We start from the raw sequence: 24989 nt of genomic DNA on the forward strand, positions 1-24989 counted from the left end.
GGCCGTTCAAGGTCCCTCGATACAGGAATCGGGCCGGAATTTTATAAACTTACGCCGTCTTTGCCGAATAACCTTTTATACTAAAGAATCTTTTCTGAGATAGCAAAAAGGTCCCTAGCACGGCAAAAGAAACAAGGGCCGTAATCTTCATCATGAAAGGGATAGCGATAACGATTTCCATCGGCAATAAAGCGGTCAATTTCTGAACCTGCGTAAAATCGAACGGATAGACGTAAGTCAGGACCGCAATGGACGCTAAGCGAACTAATTCCGAAACGATCCCCGAGGTTTTCAGTTCGAAAATTGCTCCGATAGTCCATAATGTCCAGAGTACATAGAAACCGAGAACGATCATCTCCGGTAGCGGGAGTTCCTTCTTAAATTCGATATACACCATAGATGCACCCATCGCAAATAAGAATTGAAGTATCGTATATATCGTTAAAGTGATCGGGATCTGCGTATCATATTTCTTGTACGTTGATCGTTCGATTTCAGGAGGAATTACGCTCTCTCCCAGATCGGCCGGTTTCCAACCGGGCGCTTTGAACCATACTAAAAACTTGTCTTTCCAAGACTTGGTTTGCCAAGAAAGATCGAACAGCTCTTGAAAGTAATGAAACTGAGCCCAAATCGGATTCCAAGTGGTCATCGGTTTTACAATTCCGAAAATCGGCTCTTCTTCCTCCTCTTTAAAGCTTCCGAAAAGACGATCCCAAATAATGAACGTCCCGGCGTAATTTTTATCTATATATTTCGGATCTCTACCGTGATGAACTCTATGATGAGACGGCGTATTCCAAACCCATTCGAACCATCCCAACTTAGGAATGAGTCGAGTATGAATCCAAAATTGATAAGCGAAGTTAATCTGAATGACTAACATGAACATCAACGGAGGAAATCCCATCACTGCCAGCGGAAGATAAAAAGGAAGTGAAAAGGTATTTTGCAAAATCCCTTGTCGCAGAGCTACGGTTAAGTTATAATCCTCACTTTGATGATGAGCGACGTGCGAACCCCAAAAGACGTTAATTTCGTGGGCAAACCTATGGTACCAATAATAAAAGAAATCGGCCAATACGTAACAGGCCACCCAGGCTATCCACGAATTTTCCGTGAAAGTAAAGAATCGAAAATTTTGGTAGGTCCAAGCGTAGATCGCAATCAAACCGAGCGTAATAAAAACGGTAAAGATCTGCATATAGACTCCGGCGGCTAAATTGTTAACCGAATCCTTGTAACGGTAAAAAGGCTTCTTAGTTACGAGAACCCAAATTACTTCCGCAAGAGCCAAAACAAAAAACGCAGGAGTGATCAACTCGATAATATTCTTTTCCATCTCTGAGTCCACTTTCGACTATCACTGTAGCGCCCGGTCGGTCAAGAAAAAGAAAGGGAATTTATGAAATATCCCCTTTCAATAGTTTGATAACAAATGTTATTTTTAGCGATAAAACGAATCGTATTTATTTTAATTTCAGAAGAAGAGACTCACGGAGGCGGAAACCGAGAAAATTCCTCCACCATAGCTATAGTTGGGATTTATAGTCGTAGGTTGATACTTATCCACTTCCACCCATCTTAATCTTTGGTACATTAAACCTATATCGAATATGACCGGGTTCTTTAATCTATCTTTCAAAAATCCGAAATTGCGACCGCTAAGCACGTAAGAGAATCCGAGAGAATATATCATTCTATCGTTATCCATCCAGTTATTCGTACCCGCATAATGAGGAACCGGAGTAGGACGACGACCGATTCCGGCTCTCGCTTTCATAGTCGGAGTAATCGTGACTTCCGTTCCGAAGCGAACGTCTGTCGTATCATGAAAGTTCAAAGGATCCGAATATCTTGCCTTAATTCTGGAGTTGTGAAGAAGACTCCAAAGTTCGCGATTCACATCTAAATTCAATTGAACTCTGCTAAACGGACGGAATCCCAGTCCGTAAGACCATACGCGAGGATTGTAATCGGATAGTAATGCCAAATCGAAGTCTAACTGAATTCCCAAAAGCGTAGTTTGCGCTCTGGCAGGAATCGGATCCGTTGAAAGATAGGTTTCCCTTTTGTAAGATGCTCCAAGACTGAATTTTCCGTACGTAAATTGAAGTCCGTAGGTCGGATTGATCAAAGGTTTTAATGATAAAACGACTTGAGAATTTGCTTGGACAGGATCGGGTGAAATCGGAACATCCTTTAATAGAATCGCACCGGAACCGCCGGCTAACGCGGTAAATCCGACTCCTGCAAAGAGGCGATCCTTCCAAAGTTCCACACCGACCCCTCCCATGATTGTCGGTCGTTGATTGCTTACTCCGGACTGCAAGTAAGTCGGCACCGTGGGATTTTGATCATTCACTACCATTAGCTTTCCGTTTGCAGGAAGAATCGCATTCAAACCGAAACGAATCGTACGACCGATATCGAAAATCTCGTTGAGATTCATAGTGAAACCCAATCCTACAAAACTATCGTCGGGATTCTTAATCGCGTCGGTTGTCGGAGCATTTGTCCTGATAGTCGGATTTGCATAGGTTCCCAAGAACGTGACTTCGTGTAGATTTCTCGGAGGTCTAGCAAGAGGACGGTACACAAATAGTCCGTCCTTTAAATTGTACCAGCCGCGTTTGTACCAAGGACCGGTAAGAGTAGGATCGTCCTTGGACGGTTCCATAGATAATAAAGGACCGCTAGCAGGATTCTTTCCGTCTTTACCCGGTTCGGTGTTTGCAGCCGCGGAAGCGGCTTCCTTTTCCTTATCTGCCTGGTCCAATTTCCCGACAAAAAGATCCGCTTCGTTTAAACGACCTAAACCCGCTACGTTGTAAAACACGGCCGACGAATTATTTACCGTCGCCGTAACCGCTCCTGCCATACCTGTCGCAGTCGGATGTGCGCCGAATATATCGCCGTAGCTTCCTGCCTGTATTTCAGAGTTCCCACTTCCGAATAGACAATACACTAGCGCGAGAGATGCCCCCGAAAGATAGGGAATCTTTCTTTTCAATAGAATGTTTCGCATGTTCCCTTCCTGATTGAACCAGCCCCCAATCTATTAAAAACAAATAGAACTTGCTGATTTCTTTATTACACATCAGTTATTTTTTAAAAATTATTCCGTATCTTATCTTCGCTGTTAAAAATGTCCAGTAAAATTGAAAAAACTACCTATAGACGAAATATAGCTAAAAATAGCAAAAAGAAAGGATTTTAAAAGATAAACAGTGATTATCGTAAAAGAATGAACGCTACATCTCTAGTCCAAAAGGTGTAAAGTTCTGGGTAGATTCTTGGGTCGTTCTTTTAAAAAACTATTTCTTAAGGGATTGGTTTTTCTTAGGGACCGTCGTCTCGAAATAGACTTTCATTAGTTCGGCATATCGCAAGTACCCCAGATACTTCCCGGCCCGAACGATCGCGATTTTATCCAGATCGAATTCAACCAGAAGTTTTAAGGAACTTGCAAGACTTTGATCTACGGATCCGGCCGGAACATTCGAATCCGTAGCATCTCCGACGGTTATCAAGTCTTTAGCAAATTCCATACTCTCCGGCGAATGTCTAATTTTGCGTAATGACAACATTCCTAGATATTTTTCCTGATCGTCCAGAACGACGTAATCACTCGCTTGAATGCCGATGGATTCTTGCTCCAGTTCGGAGAGTAATTTGGAAGAATGAGTAACCGCTATATTACGAAATTTTGAAGAAACTTGACCGATCGAAATACTATCCAAAACGTCCCGGTTCATATCCCAGTAATGTGCGGGTGACTGAAATCGATTTTCCTTTTGGCTTTTATAAAGACTTAATTTATGCGAAAGTACGAATGAAATAATCGAGACGACCATTAACGGAGGAAGAAGAGAATAACTTCCTATAATTTCGCAAATCATGACCATACCTGCAATCGGAGCGCTTGCGATACCGGCGTAAAATGCACCCATTCCGACTAGAATGAAGGAAGAAACCGAAACCGGCGTGATCAGAATAACTTTCGCTATCGTGCCGACCGCTCCTCCAAGCATTCCGCCTATAAAAAGAGCCGGTCCGAACATTCCGGCCGAACCTCCTGTTCCGATAGTAAACGAAGTCGTAAACATTTTCAAAAAAGCGAATCCGAAGAAAAACAATGCTAAAAGAAGATTCCTTTTTATCGCAAAATCGTTTTGTAGGCTGAGAGTGGATAAAACTCCGCCTTCTTGGAGTCCGATCGTGTCAGGCACCTTGCTGATTCCCAGACCGCTTAAAAGACCCGGTAAATACGGTTCGAAAATCGGTTTGGCATCCAAGGCATCCTGTAGTACGCCGGAACCCGTACCGATTACCTCCGGGAGAAAAAAGCCGACGATGCCGACAGGAATTCCTCCTATCGCGGGCTTTAACCAATTTCGGACGGGCCAATGCTCGGACCAATCTTGGATTTTTCTAAAAATCCGAATAAATAATGATCCATTCCAAAAACATAAAATACCTAGCATCGCATAAAAAATCAGTTCCGGATATTCCTCGAAACCGATTTCGGGGACCCTATATACGGAACCGAAACCGTTTAGTCCGGAGTAAGTAAGATAGGCGGTAACGGAAGATATGATACAGGGTATCAGCGAATCGCTTTCGATATCTTCCCGATAGATCATTTCTACGGAAGTTAAGGCACCGCCGAGTGGAGCGTGAAAGATCGCACCTAACCCGCCCGCAGTGCCTGCTAAAAGGAGAGTTCTGCGAGCTCTCGCCCCGGCATGGATCAACGTAGCCACGACGGAACCGAAACCGGCCCCTATTTGCGAAATAGGACCTTCCTTTCCCCCGCTCCCGCCCGTCGAGAGCGTAAAAATCGTAGCGATAGATTTTACGAGCGGAACCTTTGCCGCCATCCTCCCTTCCTGATTGTGAAAGGAATCGATCATGGAATCGGTTCCGGTCCCGGCGGACTCGCGAGAAAAAAGATGAACGAGTAAACCGGTCACTAAGCCGCCTAAAACAGGAAGAAATAATAGCGACCAGCGACCTATACTCAAGGTCGGATCCGGTTCAAGATCGACGTAGTATTCCCCATTAGGATGAGTGTCAGCGATTCCCGCGACGGTATGCAAAAGAAAAAATTCTCCCCATGCCAAGGCTCGGGAAAATGCATAGGCACCTAAACCGGAAACCACGCCCGTCAACAGACAGTAAAAATAAAGGGAACGGCTTCCGCCGATTTTGAAAACGGTCCGCCAGCGAAGTAGAAAGTCCTGTAGAGAATCGAAACGAAACATTGTTTACTTAATTCCAGAATCCGAATTTCTAAAAACTTTTGGATACGTTTAATTCAAGTATTCTGTTATGAGTGTATGTATCCTGCCAGGATCCGACCATTCTGTACAATCTTGGTACCAAAAGCAAACCGAGAAACACCCCCGCTCCCGGCGATTCTAATACATTTCCGGAAGGGGTCGGCTTGCCCAATAAGGATTGAATAGCCGAATGCGAATGTATGGTCGTCGAAGCATAGTAGTAACCCACGCCCGCGAGCAACAAGTCCGCCACTATATAACCGAAAATTCCTTTTAGAGCATCCGAAGAGGAATAAACCGGCGATTTGGAGGAACTGTAGTACACCGAAGTCGCCGGCTCTATTAGAGCCAAGGTACCGGAGATCAAATAACTCTTTCGTCCCGATACTTCGGCCGCGCTTTCAATGCCCGGGGAAGGTTGACCTTCCAGGACTTGTTTTCTCGTTAATTCTTCCAATAAGTAATTCTTAAAGGCTCGTTCCGATCCTTTCTTCGGCGACTCGATCCGAATCAGACTCAATTTTTCCCTTTTAGAAAAACCTAATACAAATACGTCGATCGTTATCGGTGAATACCAGCGTGAAGTATAGCGATACGCAAATCCCTTAGTGACCTTATTAGAGATGATTCTATCGTAGGTAAGTTTGTTTAAGGCTGCGATGATTCTTAGATCGTTTTCGGCGGGGTCCCCATCCAATTCGAACGCTTCCCCCGCAGACAAGGAACTCCCGGACCATAACAGCAGCAACGCCGCTGAAATAAATATCGTCAGTTTGATTTTCGCTTTCCGCTTTTGAATCATCCGACAACCCGGTCTCCGAGGAAAAACGCCGCAACAAGCATGGAACTGTTGTAGGCAACATGCGCGGTTATGGGAACCCAAATATTTCCCGTTTTTAAGTAAGATAGTCCGAAGTAAAATCCTACGAAGATGAGCAGAATAGGCCCGACCCAAGAACCGCGCGGGTTATAATGAATCAGGCCGAAGATTAACGAAGTAAATAGTAAGCCGAATATCTCATGTCCTTTTCCTACAAATTGTTTGAGTAGGAACCCTCTAAAAAAAGTCTCTTCCACAATCCCTGCACCTAGACTGACCCCGAAGGATGCCCATAGAAGTAAAAGCCAATTGCCCTGTAAATTCTGAGTCAGGGCCACTTCCAGCGGATTTGATTGAGGCTTTCCGATAAAAAAGAAAATTAGGCCCCCGGCTACGTTCACAAAACAAAATGTCGCAAAACCGACGGAAATTCCGATCCCGAATGCACCGCCATCGAATGATTCGCTAAAGTCGGTGCAATCGGCTTTGCCGATTCGCCGAAGAATCATATATGCAGGAATTAAAAAGCAGGCAGCCCATACGATTCGATCGACTACAAGCAACCAGGGACGTTTCGTAACCACGAAGTCCGTATAGTCTCTCAAGGCTTTTTCCGCCGAGGCCGGCTCGTTCCAAGCGATCTTTTTATTCTCGGGTGAGTTTCCGTTTTGAAGATCTTTCAACTTGATTGCATTCTTTTCGGAAATCGGAGGACGGGCCGACAAGGAAAGTTCGATTTGCACCTTCGCTACCTGTTGGTACAATAAATTGGCAGCCAGTAAAACCAGGATTTGCAACAGGAGTATCTTACCGATCTCGCCGAAAGATCCTTGGCTACTCGATTGCTTGTTTTTTTCTTCCATGGTCGGAACCCCTCCCATCATTTTCCTCCGATTTTTTGCGTCATTGTTTTTTTAAACGAACCGATTCTTATAGTGTAGTGACTTCCGTCGGAATCCCAAATAGATCGATATTAATTCCAGCACTTCTTTTCGTTTATATCTCGGGAATAACGGAACTAGGTGCCGTTTTTGAACGACTTCCCCTTAACAGCCTCGACTATTCCGATAAACACCTGCTTCGGATCAGAGACGAAGTAAAATACAACCTCAGAGTCTCGGTGTCGAATTTGGATCAAAAAAACTTGGCTCCACTCCGTTTCCTAGTTTATAAAGTAAGGGAAAAGGATAACTTTTTTAAGATCATGGCCAGGACCGGAATGGATTTGGACACGCTATCTTCCGTGAATCAACTCTCTTCCCCTCAAGATATCTATCCAGGAATGGAACTTCAGATACCGAACATGCGGGGGTTTTACGAATCGGATGAAACTTCGTCCAGCGAGAATGCAAGGAAGAGGATCGCCTCACGTCACAGAATTCCGCTCAAATTCCTATATTATGATGACCGAAGAAACGCCTGGTTCGTTCCCGGAAGAGGGTTACCGAAGGACGAGAAAAGTTTTTTTTACGGAATGGCCTTTTCGAATCCTCTTGCCGAGGAAGGGCGTGTGAGTTCCCGCTTCGGAAAAAGAAAGGATCCTTTCACGAAAAAAGACACGTTTCACGGAGGAATCGATCTCGCGGCCGAAAAAGGAACTCCGGTTTACGCCTCCGCCGACGGAATCGTTTCCTTTGCCGATTCTAAAGGCGGCTACGGAAATCTTATCGTTCTAAAACATCGTCTCGGATATGAGACTAGATACGGGCATTTGGATAAGATTTTAATTCCGGAAGGAACCAAGGTGAAAAAAGGGGAACAGATAGGAGAAGTAGGAAAAACCGGAAGAGCTACCGGTTTTCATTTACATTTCGAAGTATTACGAAATAGTCAAAAACAACGACCCATTTTTAGGGGTCACGTTTAATGCTCAGAAGTATATATCTTAGTCCTTTCCTTAGAATCGTATTCCCCATCCTTTCCGTAACATCTCTTCTTTTCGTATTGATTCTCGTCGGCTGGAACAAAACCGATCCGGAATTTTATTCGGTAGATTCCCCGATTCCCCAAGGAGAGGATAATGCTCTCTTTTTTTCAGAGGCGACACACGAAGGAAAGATTTCCGAACCGTTTGCGATCGCTTTGGATTCGAAAGGACGGATTTACACCGGATCCTCCGACGGAAACATCTATAGAATTAAGACGGACGGAAAAGTGGAGATTTTCGCGAGAACTTCCGGAAGACCTCTGGGTCTGGCTTTCGACGGGAAAGGGAACTTAGTGACATGTCTTTCCGGAGTGGGACTCGCTTTTTACGACCCGCAAGGGAAGGAAAATATCCTAGCGAGGCAGGACGAACGGGGAAATACATTAGAAAATCTTTATGGATTAGATATAGCCTCCGACGGAACGGTTTATTTTACCGAAGTTAGTAGAAAATTTTCGTATGATTCCTCTTACTTAGAAGAGCTCGAATCCAGGCCTAACGGAAGGATCTTGGCTTATAAGCCGGAAGACCAATCCGTTTCCGTAGTTTTAGACGAAGTATACGCACCTACCGGAATAGCGCTCTCTTCGAGAGAGGAATTTTTGGTGTATGCGGAAAAGTACAGACACCGGGTCACCCGATTTTGGTTGAAAGGAAACAAAACCGGAAAAGAACGATTTTTTATCACTCATCTTCCCGGTAGTCCTGCCTTGATCCACTCGGATAAAAAAGACGCATTCTGGATCGCCCTTTCGGCACCGCGGCATAAGCTGATCGATAAAATTCAGGAAAAACCTATCCTAAAAAAATACGTCGCAGCGCTTCCCTTTTTTTTTAAACCGAAGGAAGGAACTCTGAGCTATGTCCTGGGAATGAACGAGGCGGGTGATGTGATATTCGCACTGACCGACTCCTCTTCAAGTCGAGTCGGATCGACCACGGCTGTACTCGAATTCGGCAGGGGACTTTTACTTGCCGGAAACACATCCGACAAAATATGGAAATGGAAATTCGAGACTTTAGAATCGTTTTTTTAATCTATAAAAGATCCGCGCAAGGGATGCGCAGGGACGCGGTCGGAACGACCGCGTGTCCAAAGGACCGAGCGGGACTCCGCGAGCCCGGAGCAGCCCGACCCCGAAGGGGATGCGCCCCCTTACATAGAACCTAGTAAACTTCTAAGATTATCGATACCGTAGCGTTCGGCAAAAGTTCCGAATCTCTCTCCGGCATGACCCTCTTTCTTCCATAATTCAAACGCTTTTTCAAGCTGAACGGGGATATCGGCGAAGGCGACTTTCTTAGCTACGTAGTCTCCGACTTTGGTTCCTTCCGGATTACCGCCGAAGAATAACGAGTATTTTCCGCCGGCCTGTTGTCCCACGATTCCGATTTCCGCAGAATAAGGTCTTGCACAACCGTTCGGACAACCCGTCATTCTCACGATCGGAGCTCTATCATTTAAATCTAATTTATCTAAAACCTTTTGAATTTCTTCCAGTAATTGCGGGAAGGTTCTTTCGGATTCCGTTAAGGCCAAGCCGCAGGTCGGAAGCGCAGGACACGCCAATGCACGATCGTATAAAGGCTTGGGGGACGCAGGATCTACTTTATAATTTCTTAATTTAGTTTCTATTTTTTCCCGGTCTTCCTTGTCGATCCCCATTAAAATCAAATCCTGATCTGGAGTCACTTGAACATCCAACTGGAGAGTGGAAATGATATCCTTTAAAGCGGTCTTTAGAGGTCTGTCCGGAAAATCTTTGATTCGTCCCGACAGAGTATGAAAGCCCAATGAATAAGTTCCGTCTCCCCTTACGGTCCAGCCTAGGTAATTCGGAGTTTCCCATTTAGGAAGCGGCTTACTCGTATCGAATTTCGAACCGGATCTTTTTTCGACTTCCGATCGGAACCATTCGACTCCTTTTTCGGCTAGAACGTATTTAAGGCGAGCATGCTTACGATTCGTTCGATCTCCGAAGTCCCGGTGAGAAGTTACGATTCCTTCGGCCACGGAAATTAAATCGTTTGCGGGAATCCATCCGAGTAAATCGGCAGCTCTCGGGTAAGTCTCAGGTTTATTATGAGTCATTCCTAAGCCACCACCCGCAAAAACGAAATACCCGTCGATTTTTTGATCCTCACTTAACGTCGCGGCAAAACCCATATCGTTGGTATAGATATCGACGGAATTGTTACCGGCAAGAGTGATCGCAATTTTGAATTTTCTAGGAAGATAAATCTTTCCGTAAATTCGATCCTCTTCCTCTTCCTTGTTGATTTGCGTTTCGCCCAGCCAAACTTCGGCATATGCTCTGCTTTTGTATTTGAAATGATCGGATAGCAATTGAGCGAATTCGTCCAATTGGTCCAAGTCCTTTCTTCCCCAAGGATTGAGCGCTTGGGTAACATTTCTGACTACGTCTCCGCAAGCGCCCATTGTGGATAAATTCACCTTATCGACCGCTTGCATAATCGGTCGAAGATCGGTTAAGCGAATCGTATGCATCTGAATGGATTGGCGAGTTGTTAAACGAAGAGCTCCGCCCGCAAATTTATCCCCCAACTCGTCCCAGACCAAATATTGCCGAGCGGTCAATCTTCCTCCGGGTATTCGACCCCTGATCATAAAAGAGGTCGGATTTTCGATGAAGTCGCCGTTTGCGTCTTTTCTTCGATCTCTATCCTTCTGTTGATACATCCCATGGAATTTAATCAATTGGCGATCATCGTCCGCAAATTCTTCCGCTTGGGTCTCGACCGCATCTCTAATCTTTCCCCTAAGCCCGTGAGACGCTAATTTAATGTGCTCGACTTCGTTGAGTTCTTTTTCTTCTGACATCGTAGGGATTCGTCCTTTTATATTAGCTTTTATTAATTCTATATTTTTGCTTTTAGGTATTTCTCTCGAAATCCTTGAAGCAGTTCTCTCAAGGCGATTTTCCTGGTTTCGGGATCGCCTAAACGTAGTTTTGTGATTTTTCGTATTTCAAACAAATCGATTAAATCGTTCTCATGGTCCGCCGGCAATAACTCTTCCAAAATCGTTCGTAGAGTACCGGATAAACCGGCAAATTCTCCTTGAGTCGATACGGCGACCCGCAACGGTCCCCGATCGAAAAAAGCGGCGGAATAAAAATCGCAACTTTCCGGATCGTCGGCGCAGTTGATCCAAATTCCCAATCGCTTAGCTTCCGACACCAATCGTCGATTCGTCTCCCTATCGTTAGTCGCGGAGTATATGAGTTGAAACCCGGACAGATCGGATAGCTCGACCGATTTTTGAAGCAAAGAAATATCCGATCGATCCGCTAAAAGCTTCTTTACATCCGGATGAATTTCTCGCGCCAGAACGGTTAGCCTACAACCGGTTCCCAATAAGGAACCGAGTTTTTCTAAGGCCACTTTTCCTCCGCCCACGAGAAGGACATCCTTACCCTCAAGTTTCAAGAATACCGGAAGTAAACCGTTCATTTTTGTGAATCGTACGGAAATCGTTTATCCGTCCTCTCAAAATCGATTCGATCGGGAAGTAATCCTACTACTGCTCCGATATAAATGATTCCCGGACCGGTTCCAATTTTAGGAATTCCTTCTTTAGCTGCGACGCCTAGGGTTCTGACCGTAGTTTTTTGATCGGGAAGGCTGGCATTTTCCACTAATGCAACCGGCAATTCGGAATCGGCTCCGTGCTGAATCAATTTACTTGCAATTTTTTGAATGGAACAAGTCCCCATAAATAATGCGATAGTTCCCTTGAATTGCGCGAACCATTCCCAGTCCGTCTCTTCATTCAAGACGGTATGACCGTCCATGATCAATACCTGTCTGGACAGACCTCTATGCGTTAACGGAAATCCTGCGCCGGAAGAACCTCCCGTCAAGGAGCTCACGCCGGGAACGATTTCGTATCGAATTCCCTTGGCCCGAATCGCCTCTAATTCTTCCCCCCCTCTTCCGAATAGAAAAGGGTCTCCGCCTTTTAATCGAACCACGGTTTTACCCGAAAGCGAATATCGAATGAGTAGGTCCTGAATTTCAGCCTGGGTAGCCGAATGTTGTCCGGCACGTTTACCTACGTAATGCGTGATCGCTTCCTCAGGAAATAGCTCTAAAAAGGAAGGATCTAGTAAGGCATCATATAGAATGACTTCGGCGTTCCGCAAAATTCGGAGTGCACGAAGGGTTAAAAGATCCGGGTTCCCCGGTCCGGCACCGACTAAATATACTTTTCCTTCCTTATTCATTATAATTTCCTAATGAATTATCGAGGAATTCCCACGATCATTCCGGCGCCCACGGTATTATTGGTGCCCTCATCCACAAGGACGAAGCTTCCGGTTCCCCTGTTCTTGGAATATTCGTCGAAGGCGATCGGCTTTGCAGTTCGAATTCGAATCCTTCCGATTTCATTTAAACCCAATTGTGAAGCGTCAAGTTTTTCATGAGTTTGGGTTTCTATCCTAAAGGAGATCTCCCTGACGGCCGCCTTTACGGATCCGGTCGTTTGCCTTAATAGATACTTATTTCCGGGTAGAAGAACTTTCGTATCCATCCAACAAATGTCCGCCTCCAAATCCTGGGAAACGGAAGGAAGGGAATCGGTTAATGCGATCATGTCTCCGCGCCCTATATCTATTTCGTCTTCCAGCAGGATCGTAACGGACATCGGAGCAAACGCCTCCTGGACGCTTCCTTCGTACGTATCGATGGATTTAATTCTAGATCGTAGTCCGTTCGGTAGAACTACGATCTCGTCGCCTTTCTTAAAAAGTCCGCTCCTGATCTGACCGGCATAACCTCTGTAGTCGTGATATTCTTCCGTTTGCGGACGAATTACGTATTGAACCGGAAATCTCGCTTCGTGCTTACTCTCATCGGAGTCGATATCGATTTCTTCCAAATATCCCAGCAAGGTTTTCCCTTTCCACCAAGACATATCGAGGGACGGCTCCACCACATTATCTCCGTTAAGCGCAGAAATAGGAATGAATTCGATTTCCTTAATGCCTAATTCGGTCGCAAATTTTTGGTACGCAGTTTTGATTTCTTCGAATCTCTCCTGAGAGAAGCCTACTAAATCCATTTTATTAATGCAAACCACAAGGTATGGAATTCGTAGCAATGAAGCGATGTATGAATGTCGATAGGTTTGTTCGATCACTCCCTTTCTCGCATCCACAAGTATGATAGCCAGATCGACGTTCGAAGCGCCTGTAACCATATTTCGGGTATACTGAACATGACCGGGAGCGTCCGCGATGATGAATTTCCTTTTAGGCGTGGAAAAGTATTTATAAGCGACGTCGATCGTTATTCCTTGCTCTCTTTCCGCCTTTAGTCCGTCCGTTAAAAGAGCGAGATTTACCTGACCATTCACCTGGCCGGCTCTCTCGATCGCTTCCAACTGATCCTGAAAAACGGATTTGCTGTCGTAAAGAAGTCTTCCGATCAGCGTAGATTTTCCGTCATCCACGCTTCCTGCAGTAATAAAACGTAATAAATCCATCAGAAATAACCGCCTCGCTTACGCTCTTCCATAGCCGCTTCGGATCTTCTATCGTCCAAACGGGAACCTCGCTCCGTCGTTCGAGAGGTTTGTATTTCGCGAATGATATCCTCCAGCGAATTCGCCTCGGATTCCACGGCTGCCGTACAAGTCATATCTCCGACCGTCCTAAACCGAACGGTTCGTTCCTCAACCTTATCGTTCGAATCTAAATTAATGAATTTGGAAACTGGGAAAATCAAATTTTCTCTCCACACGATTTCCCGCTTGTGCGAGAAGTAAAGAGAAGGAAGTTCTATATTTTCGGTTTTGATATATTCCCATACGTCAAGTTCGGTCCAATTGCTTATCGGGAAAACGCGAACGTTTTCACCCACATGTATTTTACCGTTGTATATATTCCAAAGTTCAGGGCGTTGCAATTTCGGGTCCCAACCGCCAAACTCGTCTCTTACGGAAAAAACCCTTTCCTTGGCCCTAGCCTTTTCCTCGTCTCTTCTAGCTCCGCCGATACACGCGTCGAATTTGAATTCGGTAATCGTATCGAGCAACGTTACGGTCTGAATGCCGTTACGACTCGGAAATTTCCCTTTTTCTTCCACCGCCTTTCCCTGATCGATGGAATCCTGGACGTAACGCACGATCAATTTCTCTCCGGTTTTTTCGGCCAATCTATCACGAAAATCTAATGCTTCCTGAAAATTATGCCCCGTATCTATATGAACTAACGGAAACGGAAACTTTCCCGGTCGAAAGGCTTTTAAGGCAAGATGCACCAGCGTGATAGAATCTTTTCCGCCGGAAAATAATAGCGCCGGTCTCTCGAATTGGGCGGCAACTTCCCTAAGTATATAAATCGATTCCGCTTCTAGCTGCTGTAGATGCGATAAGCGAGTCCGCGTAGTCATACTTGCGATCCTTTTTTACGTACGAGTTTTCCGTCGACCCAATGTAATCCGCATTCTTTGGTGGATTCGTTTTCCCACCACCAGCGACCGGCTCGGAGGTCTTCTCCCGGAAGTATCGCTCTAGTGCAAGGCGCACAACCGATGCTGGGAAAACCTTTATCATGAAGTGGGTTATACGGAATTTGGTGCGTATCTATGTACGATTTAGTATCTTCCCAGCTCCAATCCAAGATGGGATGGAATTTAAGGATATCACGGGAGGAATCCAATTCGACTTTCGGTAAATCTCCCCGAGATCCTGATTGTTCGCTTCGAATTCCCGTAATCCATAATTTAGCGTCTACTAACGCCCGATTCAAAGGAACGACTTTACGGATATGGCAACATTCTTTACGATTTTCTATGGAATCATAGAATGAGTCGGGCCCTTTCTCGTTCACGAGTTTTTCCACTGCATCCGTATCCGGAAAATAGGTCAGGATTTTTTTCCCATACATTCCGTTAGTTCGTTTGTGCAATTCGTAGGTTTCGCTAAAGAGCCTACCGGTATCTAATGTAAAGATTCGTATTCCGAGATTTTGGGAAAAAATAGCGTGAGTGATGGCTTGGTCTTCTAGGCCGAAGCTCGTCGAAAAAACGGCAGTGCCGGGAAATTCTTTGTCTATCAGAACCAAGGATTCTTCCAATCCAAGGCCTTTTAACTTGTTCTCCAGCTCTAAAGGGTTCATGTTACTGGCACCTTCATTTTCGAGTGATTTTAGCATATTTTTGCTAATATACTGTACCAAAGTTTTATATATTGGATTTTTTGTAAAGTATAGTCGAAACTCTCAGTCCAACTTCTCCAGTTTGATCGATACGAACAGAGAATTTTTAAGAGACTCTACAAAAAGGAGAAAGACCAAAACTGAGCAATGTAATTCCTCCTACACCGTAATTTATACCGGGAGAACCAAAAATGATTCACATATTTTTTAAGAATGCGGATATATTATGTCTCTAAAAATCGTCTTCGAGCAAAATAACAAATTTCCGGTTCGAGGTCGGGCTATATAGATCCGTTTAGTTTACGGGAAGCCCTAGGTCATTTCGCAAAATTCGGTCGGCGGGAAAATGCTTTTCCCAGTACGCAATCCTGGATAAGCGTCGAAACTTTGCGGTAGTCGTCAGCAATCTAGGTTCAGACCGAAAATCTCCATCGGGGTAAGTTTCTTCCCAACCTACAATTTTATAGGGAAAGGCAGATTCAAAATCGATTTTCAAAGTTCGTTTCAACTCGGGATATAGGAGCTCGTAGCGAGAAACTTTTTCGGATATTTTTTGAATCTGTGCGCTCGCGAAGGCCGGAACCGGATCCCCATGTGTAAATCGAATATAGAACAAGCCGGGCAAAATTCGGATCTTCCCGACGGGAAGTTTATCCGGAGCCAATCGAATCCGATTCCATATTTCGTCCTCTAAAATCGATTCTTCGATTTTACGTTTCCGATCGCCCTCCGCTTCAAAGTAAGAAAACGAGATTAGATTATAATCTTTGTCGTCCAAATTCAATTGAAGATAAGTCGTTCCGCACCATTCCTGAACGCTTACAACTTCTTTAAGGCTACGTGGCGACTCGGTTCGCGGAGTGAATACGGATAGCATTAGCTTGTACGGATACATCCCGGTCAAAAAATCTTTCGTTAAATTCAGCTTTAAAATCGGAACTACGTCATCGGGAGAATTCTCCGGAAAATCGAGTTTTACCTGTTTGGAAGCGGAGAAACCCTCATGGACATAAATCATCGTCGCGATTCCATGATTGAGATTTCCGTAACGAGCTTGGACTAGATCGAATGTCGATATCTCCGCCAAGCCCGTATCCCAATACTCGGAAAATTCTTGAGCATTGCCCAACGGAGGATAATCCGATTTTGACGGACGACAGCAATTTAACGTTATAGGCAACAGAAGCAAAGCGAGAAGACGGATTCTGAACATAAACTCAAGCTCTCCTTTTCTTAGACCGACCGGTATGATTTCGAGCGATCGCAAATTCGTATCTATGTAATTGACGACTTACATTCACCGGAAAAACCTTGGCCCTACGATGGGATTCAAAATAAATAAAACTCTGTCGATTATGGGGAAGAAGGCAGTCTTACCCGCGATTCCGCTAATCCTACTAGTATCGGATCTTATTATCAGAGATGAAGTTTTTCCGGGCTTTAGAACTCGGCAGTGGTCGTTTTATCTACTGTCGTTTATTTACTCCATCCTACTGTATTCCGCTCTAATAATCGGGCTCCGTTCTCTTTATTTTTACGGGAACAAGGGTCTTTATTGGATTTCGCTTTTACTAACGGCATTTTTCTACACGGTATGTTTGGTCGGTTCTTACGGATATTACGCATATACCGGAATCATGCCTAATTTTTTCGTCTTTTCGTTCCTGTTCCAAGAGCCGTTGAATAGTTGGACGATTTTTTGGGGAGGTTTAACCGGAGGATTGGTCGTCCTTGCCTGCCTAGTATTCCTTCTAATCGCTTCTCTCCTTTATCTTGCGACGAAAGTCCGATCGCAAAAATTTAGATTCGGAAAGATTCTGCGCGCGGCGTCGATTTTTTTCTTTTTACTGCTTACCGCGTTTCTTCATAACAACACTCGCTTCAACGATCAGGTCTACGTGTCCGATACGAACACGATCGCATTCGTATGGAGAAACGTTTATAACCGACTTACAGGCGATAATTTAGGTTCGGCAGGGCTCCAGTCTAGAAATAAACCTAAGCTATCGAACGTAAGTTCTAAGCCCGCGTTCAACGTTCTGCTTATCGTGGCCGAAAGTTTACGTAAAAATAATATGAGTCTTTACGGTTATAAAAAAGACACGACACCTTTCCTGGTTCGGAACGTAAAAAATGCGAATCATTATTCGACGTTCGTTTTCAAACAAGCTTTCTCAAATTCGAGCTCGACCTTGCTTTCCTTTCCTAGTATACTTTCGGGAGTATCGCCGGCTCAACCCGTGCCAATGACTCATAGTTTTCCTCTTTTTTGGGAATATGCAAAGGTCTTAAATTACTCCACCTTCTACATCACTAGTCATGATTTACAATGGAATAATTTTAAAGGCTTTTTCCGGAACTCGAGCATCGATAAAATTTGGGACAAAGAAGCGAGCGGATCGGGAGTTTTTAACGATATTGGAATCGACGATCGCAAAACCGTAGAGGAATTTAAACGGTACGTTACATTCTTAAAGAATAAAAAAGAGAAATTCGCGGGAGTCCTTCATTTCAATACGAATCATTTTCCCTATATAATCCCGGAAGAAGGGAAAGTATTCCCCGTCAATACGGTCCCCGATCAATACGATAACTCCGTTCGTCATATGGACAATTTGTTAAAAGAAGTTTACGAGTTTATGGAATCGGAGGGTTTAACGGAAAGCACTCTAGTTATTTTCACATCCGACCACGGAGAATCGTTATTCGAGCACGATTATCTAGGCCATATCGACAGTAATCATATCGAAACGATCGCGATTCCTATGATAATCCGGCTCCCTCATGCCCTGAGTAAGGACGGCGTCCGAACGGAGGCAATCAAAAGAAACACGACCCGCCCTGTCGCAAATACCGATATCATTCCCACAATGCTGGATGCTCTAGATTTAGAGAAGAAACCGGACGTAAAAAATTATCTTCCGAAATTGGAAGGAAAATCCCTTTTGAGAGATCTGGATGACGAAAGAAAAATTATCGTAACCAATAATAACGAGATATCGCTTTATAAAGTAGGGATCAGTTATTTAAAAGGCGATCTTCATTACCTAATGAACTTAAATACGATACCGCCGAGAGAGAAATTATACGATTTATCGAAGGACCCGAATGAATTGCGCGACCTTTGGCCCGAGCTTTCCGAAACGGAAAAAGAGGAATGCAGAAAGGAATTGCAAGAATGCGGGCTCTGTCGCGACCTCTATGAGTCGATCGGGATTCGCCCTATGAATTCCGGCGCAACCGATTCCGGGAAGTCCCGCAATAAAGCAGTTTCGGTCAAATAACCCGAAGTAGATTATCCGATTCAGTTTTGGAACGGAAGTTGGAAAGCATCCCAAAAAATTTGTAATTCTTTTTCGTTCTCCGGTTTCGTATGCCAGCGCCTATGCAGCCAGAAATAATCGGCAGGATGCTCGTTAACTTCCGCTTCAAGGCGCTTGACCCATTTGAAAGTAAACTCCCGCTCCCATTTTTCAGGATCCTTCCTAGGATCGGATTGCGGGCGCTGGAATTCCTCAACATAAAAATATAATTTACCCGCGTCGTCGTACCAACTGCTGCAAAATAGAACCGGCACATCGGTCATTCTTGCAAATGTCGCGGGTCCGAGGAAGGTGGAAGCGAACCTTCCTAAAAACGGGAAGAAGGTTCCGTTCTTCCCCGCATCTTGATCGGAAATAAATGCGACTAATTTTCCTTGTTTAAGAAGACTTAATGCTTTTCGCGGGCTTTCATCCGTGTATACGAGTTTGATTCCTTGAGTCGCTCGGTTGCGTTCGATCCAAGCGTTCGACCAGGGATTACTTTGTCGTTTAGCAAAAACGTAAAGGTCGTTTTTAGGAGCGGAATGGCAGGCAGAAACTCCCATCGTCTCCCAATTCCCGAGGTGCCCCAAAACCAATATGCCGCCTTTTGCGAAGAGGCGGGCATGAGTTTCCCGATCGGGTAAAAGTGTTACCCAATCATTTAGAAACTCGTTATTCATGCGGGGTTCTTCGCAAAATTCGTTGGCCATATTCGCCAGATTTCGCAGGTTATGAGTGATTAATGTCCGCACTTCCGAGTCGGTCTTCGTAGGAAAGGCCAATCGAATATGTCGCTCGATTCGATTCTTAGCGGAACCTGTCGCTTTTCCGAGAATTTGAACGACCGAAAATAAGAGCTTACCGCGAAGTTTATAAGGAAAGAAAGAAAGGAATCCAACTAGCAGTCTCGCGAAAGCGTATTGAAGGAATTTTCTAACCTTTTTTCGCTCGCTTCTCGGTACGATCTTAGACATAGACCAATTGAGTAGATCGGAACCGCCCGAACAAGTAGAATTTGAACGCTTCCTCCGGCGAAATATGCACTTGAATTCGAGGGAAAATTTTATTACTTTTTGATGAAAAGACGGAAAAGCGAGCCGTTAAAAGTATTTTTACGATAGCGATGATTTACCGGTATTGCAAGTTTCCACTAATTCCGAAATTAAAGATACGAATGGAAAATAGAGATGTTTTACGGAAATAAAAAGCAGGGTCTTCGGGCGCATATTCCGAAAATCAGTAATGCAATTATCCCTCGGATTCGATTCTCGTTACTAATAACGATCTTATTATTCACCCTTTCCTCGAATGCGGAACATGCAGTCGCTTTCGGCCCGAATAAGACGCTGCAAGGACGGGCTGAAAACGGAAGGCAATTCAGATTTCCCCAGGATCATTTTTTTCACAACGGCTTTCGCGTAGAGTGGTGCTATTTTGTCGGTATTCTAAATACGGAAACCGGCAAAGAGTTGGGGTACGAGCTTAGCTTCTTTCGCGCATTTTTCGGATCCAAGGTTTCGGTCTACCCGGTCCATTTTGCAATTTCCGATATGAACGAAAAAATTCATAAAACCGCACAAGGTTTAGAGCGAGAGTTGGGGAGTTTAGCCGGACAGGATAAGCGTTCCATTTGGAGCGGCGATTATCGAATGGAAGTGCTTGGGCCGGCCGAATTTCGAATCACTGCCTTCCCTCGTCAAGAATCGGGATTCGGAATCGAACTAGAATTGAAGGGAAAGCCCGAGGGAATTCTGCTTCATGGAAATAAGGGAAAATCGATTAAGAGCCGGGTTCACCCCGAATTTTATTCGTACTATTATAGCATTCCCCGATTGGAAACAAAAGGAACTCTTTATTTGGACGGTAAAGAATACGTCGTAACATCCGGAAAGAGTTGGATGGATCATGAATGGAGTAGCCCGGAAGGAACCGTTAACACGAATCATCTTGCTTCCAAGGAAAACGCTTGGGATTGGATCTGCATACAACTCGACGACGGCTCCGATATCATGGCGTTTAATTTTCGTAGTAAATCCGGAGAAGCTTCCGAAACTTTCGGAACCGTCAGAAATCGGGACGGGAAAGTAAGATCGCTCGAAAAGGAAGGAGATCTTAGGTTCCAACCCAAAAGCAAAATCTGGAAAAGTCCCAACACCGGAATTCAGTATGCTCTGGAATGGACCCTCGAATCCGATCAGCTTTCCTTGGAAATAAATCCTAAATTTGAAGACCAAGAATTCGACGCGAGAGAAACCTCCGGCCTGATCTATTGGGAAGGTGGAATCAGCGTAAAAGGATTGAAAGACGGAAAGCCGGTCTCAGGCAAGGGCTACCTCGAATTAAAAGGGGGAAGGCGGTAAGGAAAGTAACCGAAACCGGTCGAAAAAATCTTTATTCCGAGCGACTATTTTTGAAAAATAGTTCGATGCATGAAGATAAGATTGTTATCTCAGCTAGATGACCGGTATGGGAAATTATTTTCTAAAAAGATTGTTTTTGATTCTTCCGACTTTATTAGGGATTACCTTTCTCGTCTTTATTCTTTCTCATCTAGCACCCGGCGGGCCTCTTGAAACGGAAATCGCTAAAATTAGAGGTTATGCCAGCTTGCAAGGCGCGCAAGCGAATCAGATTAGCCAGGAAGAAATCGAGATTCTAAGAAAGCGACTTCACTTAGATAAACCGATTCCGATCGCCTATCTTTTTTGGTTGAAAGATATTATCAGCCTCGACCTAGGAGATTCCCGTCTGCACTCAAGGCCGGTTTCGGAACTTATTTCCGAGAAAATTCCGGTGTCTTTAACGTTCGGACTTTCAGGTTTCTTTCTTTCCTACCTGATTTGCATTCCGTTAGGAATCGCAAAAGCTCTTCGTAGCGGAGAGGCGTTCGATGCGGGAACAAGCATCATAATTTTATTGGCATATTCGATTCCGGTTTTTGCCCTAGCTATGCTTTTACTGTATGTGTTTGCTTCGGGCGAAGTTTTTTCCTGGTTTCCGTTAGGTCATGAGGTTTCGGACGAATACGAGTCTCTGGGATTTTTCGATCGAATTCGAGATCGATTGGAACATATGTTTCTTCCGGTTATCTGTTATATTTCCGGCTCATTCGCTGTTCTTACTTTATTAATGAAGAATTCTCTATTGGATCAAATCTCGAAAGAATACGTACGAACGGCAATCGCGAAAGGAATGTCCTTTAAGGACGCGGTATTTAGACATGCTTTTCGGAACAGTTTGATTCCGATCGCTACGGGTTTCGGATCGAATATCAGTTTAGTCTTGGCCGGATCTTTGATTATAGAGTTAGTATTTAATATAGACGGAATGGGTCTCTTAAGCTTTCAAGCAGTCACGGAAAGAGATACGGACTTGATGATGGGACTATTACTAATCCAAAGTTTACTCGCCTTATTCGGTAATATTCTTTCCGACATTTGCTATATTTGGATCGATCCAAGGATCAATTTCGAAGCATGAGTCCTCTTTTACAAAGGCGATTTAAGAAATTCAAATCCAATCCTCGGGCCTGGATTTCTCTCTGGATTCTCCTGCTGTCCTACGGGCTCTCTTTATTCGCTCCCTTATTGGCGAATAATCAGCCCTGGGTCGTTTCCTATTCGGGAAAAATTTATTTTCCGATTTTCGAATTTTATACCGATCAGACATTCGGGGGAAGCAATTTGACCGCCCCTAATTATAAGAAGTTAGCGGCGAGCGAGGCTTTTAAACAAAACCAGAATTGGGTTTTGTTTCCGCCGGTTCCATACGGCTATAACGAAGATAATCTCGAAAATCTAGAAGTGGACGACGCTCCGCCTTCTTCGCCGGGAAAAAAGCATTGGTTAGGAACCGATGATCGAGGCCGAGACGTCTTTACGAGAATTTTCTACGCCTATAGAAACTCGATGAGTTTCGGACTAGTGCTCGTAGTAATGGAATTGCTTTTAGGAACCGTAATCGGCGGGATCCAAGGATATTTCGGAAAGAGAACGGATATCATTCTCCAGAGAATCGTCGAAATCTTATCCGCAATTCCCTTCCTTTATTTAATTTTAATCATGGGATCCTTTTTCGGAAGAGGGTTTTTAGTACTATTGATCACTTATGCTTCGTTGAGTTGGATCGGAATCAGCGCGTATATGCGAGGTGAATTTTACAAACTCAAAACGCAGACGTACGTAGACGCCGCTCGCGCCTTAGGAGCGAGTCCTTGGAAAATTATGAAAAACCATATTCTTCCCAACGCAATCACTCCTCTTGTCACTTTTTTACCTTTTACTCTGATCGGAGCGGTAGGAATCTTAAGCGCCTTAGATTTTCTAGGATACGGAATTCCCGCGCCGAATCCCTCTTGGGGAGAAATGATCGGACAGGGTAGGGAAAATCTACGCGCCTGGTGGTTAATTACGTTTCCATCACTTGCGCTCGCTTTAACGATTTTACTCACATCGTTCGTCGGCGAAGGTCTTCGAGACTCTTTCGATGCTAAGGAAAGGACGTCGTACGAATGAAGGCGAACGATGTCATTTTATCCGTTTCTAATCTAAGTTTGGATCTTAGAACCGAAATCGGCTACGTTCCACTATTGCAAAATCTTTCCTTCCAATTGGAAAAGGGAAAAGTTCTAGCACTCGTGGGAGAATCGGGCTGCGGAAAATCGATTTGCTCCTTAGCACTGACGAAACTTCTTCCATTGGATTTATTCCGAGTCGCAGGAGGAGAGATCCTGTTCGAAAGCCAGAATCTATTAACGCTTCCATCCAAAAAACTCGAGAAAATTCGTGGTAAGGACATCGCATACGTGTTCCAAGAACCCTTCTCTTCCTTGGATCCCTTGCAAAAGATAAAAGATCAAATGACCGAGGGTTATCTAATTCATTCCGTCGGGTCCAGAAAGGAAGCCGAGCAAAAGGCCGAGTATTTACTTTCTTCGGTCGGAATCACGGACGTTACGATGAGAATGGAATCTTATCCTCATCAACTTAGCGGAGGAATTTTACAAAGGGTATGCATTGCGATGGCTTTGATGTGCAATCCTAAGCTGCTTATCGCCGACGAACCCACATCGGCGCTCGACGTCACCGTACAGGCACAGCTCGTGGAATTATTACTGAAATTAAAGGGAGAGTTCGGTCTCTCGGTACTATTCATATCGCATGATTTTGGATTGGTAAGCCATATCGCGGACAAGATTTGCGTATTATACGCCGGCAACGTATCCGAAATCGGTGAAACCGATTCGGTTATAGAATTTCCGTCTCATCCTTATACTCAGGATTTATTAAATTCGCTCCCGTCTCGATTCATTACGACAGGCGCTTTTAAAACGATCGAGGGTCGAGTTCCTTCTCCCGGCTCCTATCCGCCGGGTTGTCATTACCAAAACCGCTGCCGCTCGGCCTTTCAGCGCTGCCGTGAATCGAAACCCGAGCTTTATCCTACGAATCGCACCGAACATTTATCTTCCTGTTTTCTCGTTTCCGATAAAGGCGGAAAGATATGAATTCTTTATTAGAAATACGTGATTTAACGGTAGGCTTCGGAAAGGAGACTTTTTTCGGAAGAAAGAAGACCAAATTACTTGCGGTCGAGAACGTCAGTCTCTCTCTCTTGGATGGAGAGACTCTAGGATTAGTGGGAGAGTCCGGTTGCGGAAAATCCACTCTGGGTCGAGCGATACTTAAATTATTAAAACCTAGCGGAGGAGGAATTTCCTATAAGGGTAAGGATATTCTTTCCTTATCGGACAAGGAATTCCTGCCTTTTCGAAAAAAGATTCAGATCGTATTTCAAGACCCTTATTCCTCCCTCAATCCAAGAATGAATATTAAGGAAATATTAACCGAAGGCTTACTACTTCATGAAAAAAGAAGCGACGAATCCGTCGAAGAGTCGTCTCGAGCGATTCTGGAGAATGTCGGGCTACCTACGGATATTTTATATCGATATCCCCACGAATTTTCCGGCGGGCAAAGACAGAGAATTGCCATCGCGCGTGCACTCGTTTTAAAACCGGAATTCATCGTTTTAGATGAAGCAGTTTCGGCATTGGATGTTTCCACGCAGGCCCAAGTGTTGCTGCTTCTCCAAGAACTAAAAAGGGATTTCGGATTATCCTACCTATTTATCTCGCATGATCTAGGAATCGTTCGGGCAATATCGGATCGGATCGCTGTCATGTATTTGGGCCGCATCGTCGAAACAGGGCCGACGGACAAGGTTTTCGATATCCCGTCCCACCCTTACACAAAAGCACTATTCGGATCCATCTTCGATATCGAAAATAGGAAGACGAAGAAAATTCCTCTCAAAGGCGAAGTCCCTAGTATTTTAAATAAACCGAAAGGTTGTCATTTTCATACCAGGTGCCCGATTGCCCAACCTGTCTGCGGCGAACAAACTCCGGAGTGGAAAACGATTACGCAGGATCATAAAGCCTTATGTCATTTTCCGTTGGAGAAATGA

At 44.6% G+C, this 24989-nt stretch carries 21 protein-coding genes; 8 read left to right on the forward strand and 13 right to left on the reverse strand.

The window, feature by feature from the left end; genetic code table 11:
* Nucleotides 1–49 precede the first annotated feature (49 nt).
* From LEP1GSC047_RS17380 to LEP1GSC047_RS17400, 5 genes are all read right to left on the reverse strand, one after another.
* Nucleotides 50–1342 (reverse strand): sterol desaturase family protein, encoded by a 1293-nt coding sequence (locus LEP1GSC047_RS17380; RefSeq protein ID WP_010416889.1) that lies wholly within the window; start codon nucleotides 1340–1342, stop codon nucleotides 50–52.
* Between the two features lie 138 nt (nucleotides 1343–1480).
* Entirely contained in the window at nucleotides 1481–3028 is a 1548-nt protein-coding gene (locus LEP1GSC047_RS17385; protein ID WP_010416886.1) for an OmpP1/FadL family transporter, read from the reverse strand.
* Nucleotides 3029–3317: 289 nt separating this feature from the next.
* The gene (locus LEP1GSC047_RS17390; RefSeq protein WP_010416883.1) at nucleotides 3318–5267 is read right to left on the reverse strand and encodes a chloride channel protein; all 1950 of its coding nucleotides are present in this window, start codon (nucleotides 5265–5267) and stop codon (nucleotides 3318–3320) included.
* A gap of 28 nt (nucleotides 5268–5295) precedes the next feature.
* The gene (locus LEP1GSC047_RS17395) at nucleotides 5296–6087 is read right to left on the reverse strand and encodes a hypothetical protein (RefSeq protein ID WP_010416881.1); all 792 of its coding nucleotides are present in this window, start codon (nucleotides 6085–6087) and stop codon (nucleotides 5296–5298) included.
* On the reverse strand, nucleotides 6084–6968 hold the full coding sequence (locus tag LEP1GSC047_RS17400; RefSeq protein WP_039935732.1) for a CPBP family intramembrane glutamic endopeptidase: 885 nt from the start codon (nucleotides 6966–6968) through the stop codon (nucleotides 6084–6086). The genes LEP1GSC047_RS17395 and LEP1GSC047_RS17400 overlap by 4 nt, the downstream gene beginning before the upstream one ends.
* Nucleotides 6969–7105: 137 nt before the next feature.
* Here LEP1GSC047_RS17400 and LEP1GSC047_RS17405 point away from each other — a divergent pair, with 137 nt between their 5' ends.
* Entirely contained in the window at nucleotides 7106–7972 is an 867-nt protein-coding gene (locus tag LEP1GSC047_RS17405) for a M23 family metallopeptidase (protein WP_052580743.1), read from the forward strand.
* Entirely contained in the window at nucleotides 7972–9069 is a 1098-nt protein-coding gene (locus LEP1GSC047_RS17410) for an SMP-30/gluconolactonase/LRE family protein (protein WP_020988963.1), read from the forward strand. The genes LEP1GSC047_RS17405 and LEP1GSC047_RS17410 overlap by 1 nt, the downstream gene beginning before the upstream one ends.
* A 119-nt stretch (nucleotides 9070–9188) precedes the next feature.
* Here LEP1GSC047_RS17410 and LEP1GSC047_RS17415 read toward each other — a convergent pair whose 3' ends face one another.
* The 7 genes from LEP1GSC047_RS17415 to LEP1GSC047_RS17445 form a co-directional block, all read right to left on the reverse strand.
* Nucleotides 9189–10874: an NADPH-dependent assimilatory sulfite reductase hemoprotein subunit gene (locus tag LEP1GSC047_RS17415; RefSeq protein WP_010416867.1), complete on the reverse strand. Its 1686-nt coding sequence runs from the start codon at nucleotides 10872–10874 to the stop codon at nucleotides 9189–9191.
* Between the two features lie 38 nt (nucleotides 10875–10912).
* Nucleotides 10913–11506, reverse strand: a complete 594-nt coding sequence (locus tag LEP1GSC047_RS17420; RefSeq protein WP_010416864.1) for a precorrin-2 dehydrogenase/sirohydrochlorin ferrochelatase family protein — start codon at nucleotides 11504–11506, stop codon at nucleotides 10913–10915.
* Nucleotides 11503–12279 carry a uroporphyrinogen-III C-methyltransferase gene (gene cobA, locus LEP1GSC047_RS17425; protein WP_010416861.1) on the reverse strand — a complete coding sequence of 259 codons (777 nt, stop codon included), beginning with the start codon at nucleotides 12277–12279 and terminating at the stop codon, nucleotides 11503–11505. Before cobA ends, LEP1GSC047_RS17420 begins: the two co-directional genes overlap by 4 nt.
* 17 nt (nucleotides 12280–12296) lie before the next feature.
* On the reverse strand, nucleotides 12297–13541 hold the full coding sequence (locus LEP1GSC047_RS17430) for a sulfate adenylyltransferase subunit 1 (protein WP_010416858.1): 1245 nt from the start codon (nucleotides 13539–13541) through the stop codon (nucleotides 12297–12299).
* Nucleotides 13541–14449, reverse strand: coding sequence for a sulfate adenylyltransferase subunit CysD (cysD, locus tag LEP1GSC047_RS17435; RefSeq protein WP_010416855.1), 909 nt, complete (start codon nucleotides 14447–14449; stop codon nucleotides 13541–13543). Before cysD ends, LEP1GSC047_RS17430 begins: the two co-directional genes overlap by 1 nt.
* Nucleotides 14446–15177 (reverse strand): phosphoadenylyl-sulfate reductase, encoded by a 732-nt coding sequence (locus LEP1GSC047_RS17440; RefSeq protein ID WP_010416853.1) that lies wholly within the window; start codon nucleotides 15175–15177, stop codon nucleotides 14446–14448. Before LEP1GSC047_RS17440 ends, cysD begins: the two co-directional genes overlap by 4 nt.
* A gap of 334 nt (nucleotides 15178–15511) precedes the next feature.
* Nucleotides 15512–16429, reverse strand: coding sequence for a hypothetical protein (locus LEP1GSC047_RS17445; RefSeq protein WP_010416849.1), 918 nt, complete (start codon nucleotides 16427–16429; stop codon nucleotides 15512–15514).
* A 109-nt stretch (nucleotides 16430–16538) separates the two neighbouring features.
* Here LEP1GSC047_RS17445 and LEP1GSC047_RS17450 point away from each other — a divergent pair, with 109 nt between their 5' ends.
* Complete coding sequence (locus LEP1GSC047_RS17450) at nucleotides 16539–18500, forward strand: sulfatase-like hydrolase/transferase (RefSeq protein ID WP_010416846.1); 1962 nt, start codon at nucleotides 16539–16541, stop codon at nucleotides 18498–18500.
* Nucleotides 18501–18520: 20 nt separating this feature from the next.
* On the opposite strand, the gene LEP1GSC047_RS17455 is transcribed toward LEP1GSC047_RS17450, so the two are convergent.
* Nucleotides 18521–19495, reverse strand: a complete 975-nt coding sequence (locus LEP1GSC047_RS17455) for a lysophospholipid acyltransferase family protein (RefSeq protein WP_010416845.1) — start codon at nucleotides 19493–19495, stop codon at nucleotides 18521–18523.
* Nucleotides 19496–19708: 213 nt separating this feature from the next.
* Between LEP1GSC047_RS17455 and LEP1GSC047_RS17460 the strand changes: the two genes are divergently transcribed.
* The 5 genes from LEP1GSC047_RS17460 (at nucleotide 19709) to LEP1GSC047_RS17480 (ending at nucleotide 24989) form a co-directional block, all read left to right on the forward strand.
* Nucleotides 19709–20881, forward strand: coding sequence for a lipocalin-like domain-containing protein (locus tag LEP1GSC047_RS17460; protein WP_010416842.1), 1173 nt, complete (start codon nucleotides 19709–19711; stop codon nucleotides 20879–20881).
* A gap of 106 nt (nucleotides 20882–20987) precedes the next feature.
* Nucleotides 20988–22001, forward strand: a complete 1014-nt coding sequence (locus LEP1GSC047_RS17465; RefSeq protein ID WP_010416839.1) for an ABC transporter permease subunit — start codon at nucleotides 20988–20990, stop codon at nucleotides 21999–22001.
* Nucleotides 21998–23035: an ABC transporter permease subunit gene (locus LEP1GSC047_RS17470; protein ID WP_020989008.1), complete on the forward strand. Its 1038-nt coding sequence runs from the start codon at nucleotides 21998–22000 to the stop codon at nucleotides 23033–23035. Before LEP1GSC047_RS17465 ends, LEP1GSC047_RS17470 begins: the two co-directional genes overlap by 4 nt.
* On the forward strand, nucleotides 23032–24027 hold the full coding sequence (locus LEP1GSC047_RS17475) for an ABC transporter ATP-binding protein (RefSeq protein WP_010416834.1): 996 nt from the start codon (nucleotides 23032–23034) through the stop codon (nucleotides 24025–24027). Before LEP1GSC047_RS17470 ends, LEP1GSC047_RS17475 begins: the two co-directional genes overlap by 4 nt.
* Complete coding sequence (locus LEP1GSC047_RS17480) at nucleotides 24024–24989, forward strand: ABC transporter ATP-binding protein (RefSeq protein ID WP_010416831.1); 966 nt, start codon at nucleotides 24024–24026, stop codon at nucleotides 24987–24989. The genes LEP1GSC047_RS17475 and LEP1GSC047_RS17480 overlap by 4 nt, the downstream gene beginning before the upstream one ends.

Origin of the sequence: Leptospira inadai serovar Lyme str. 10 (assembly GCF_000243675.2) — a bacterium.
In the GTDB taxonomy this organism is placed as follows: Bacteria; Spirochaetota; Leptospiria; order Leptospirales; family Leptospiraceae; genus Leptospira_B; species Leptospira_B inadai.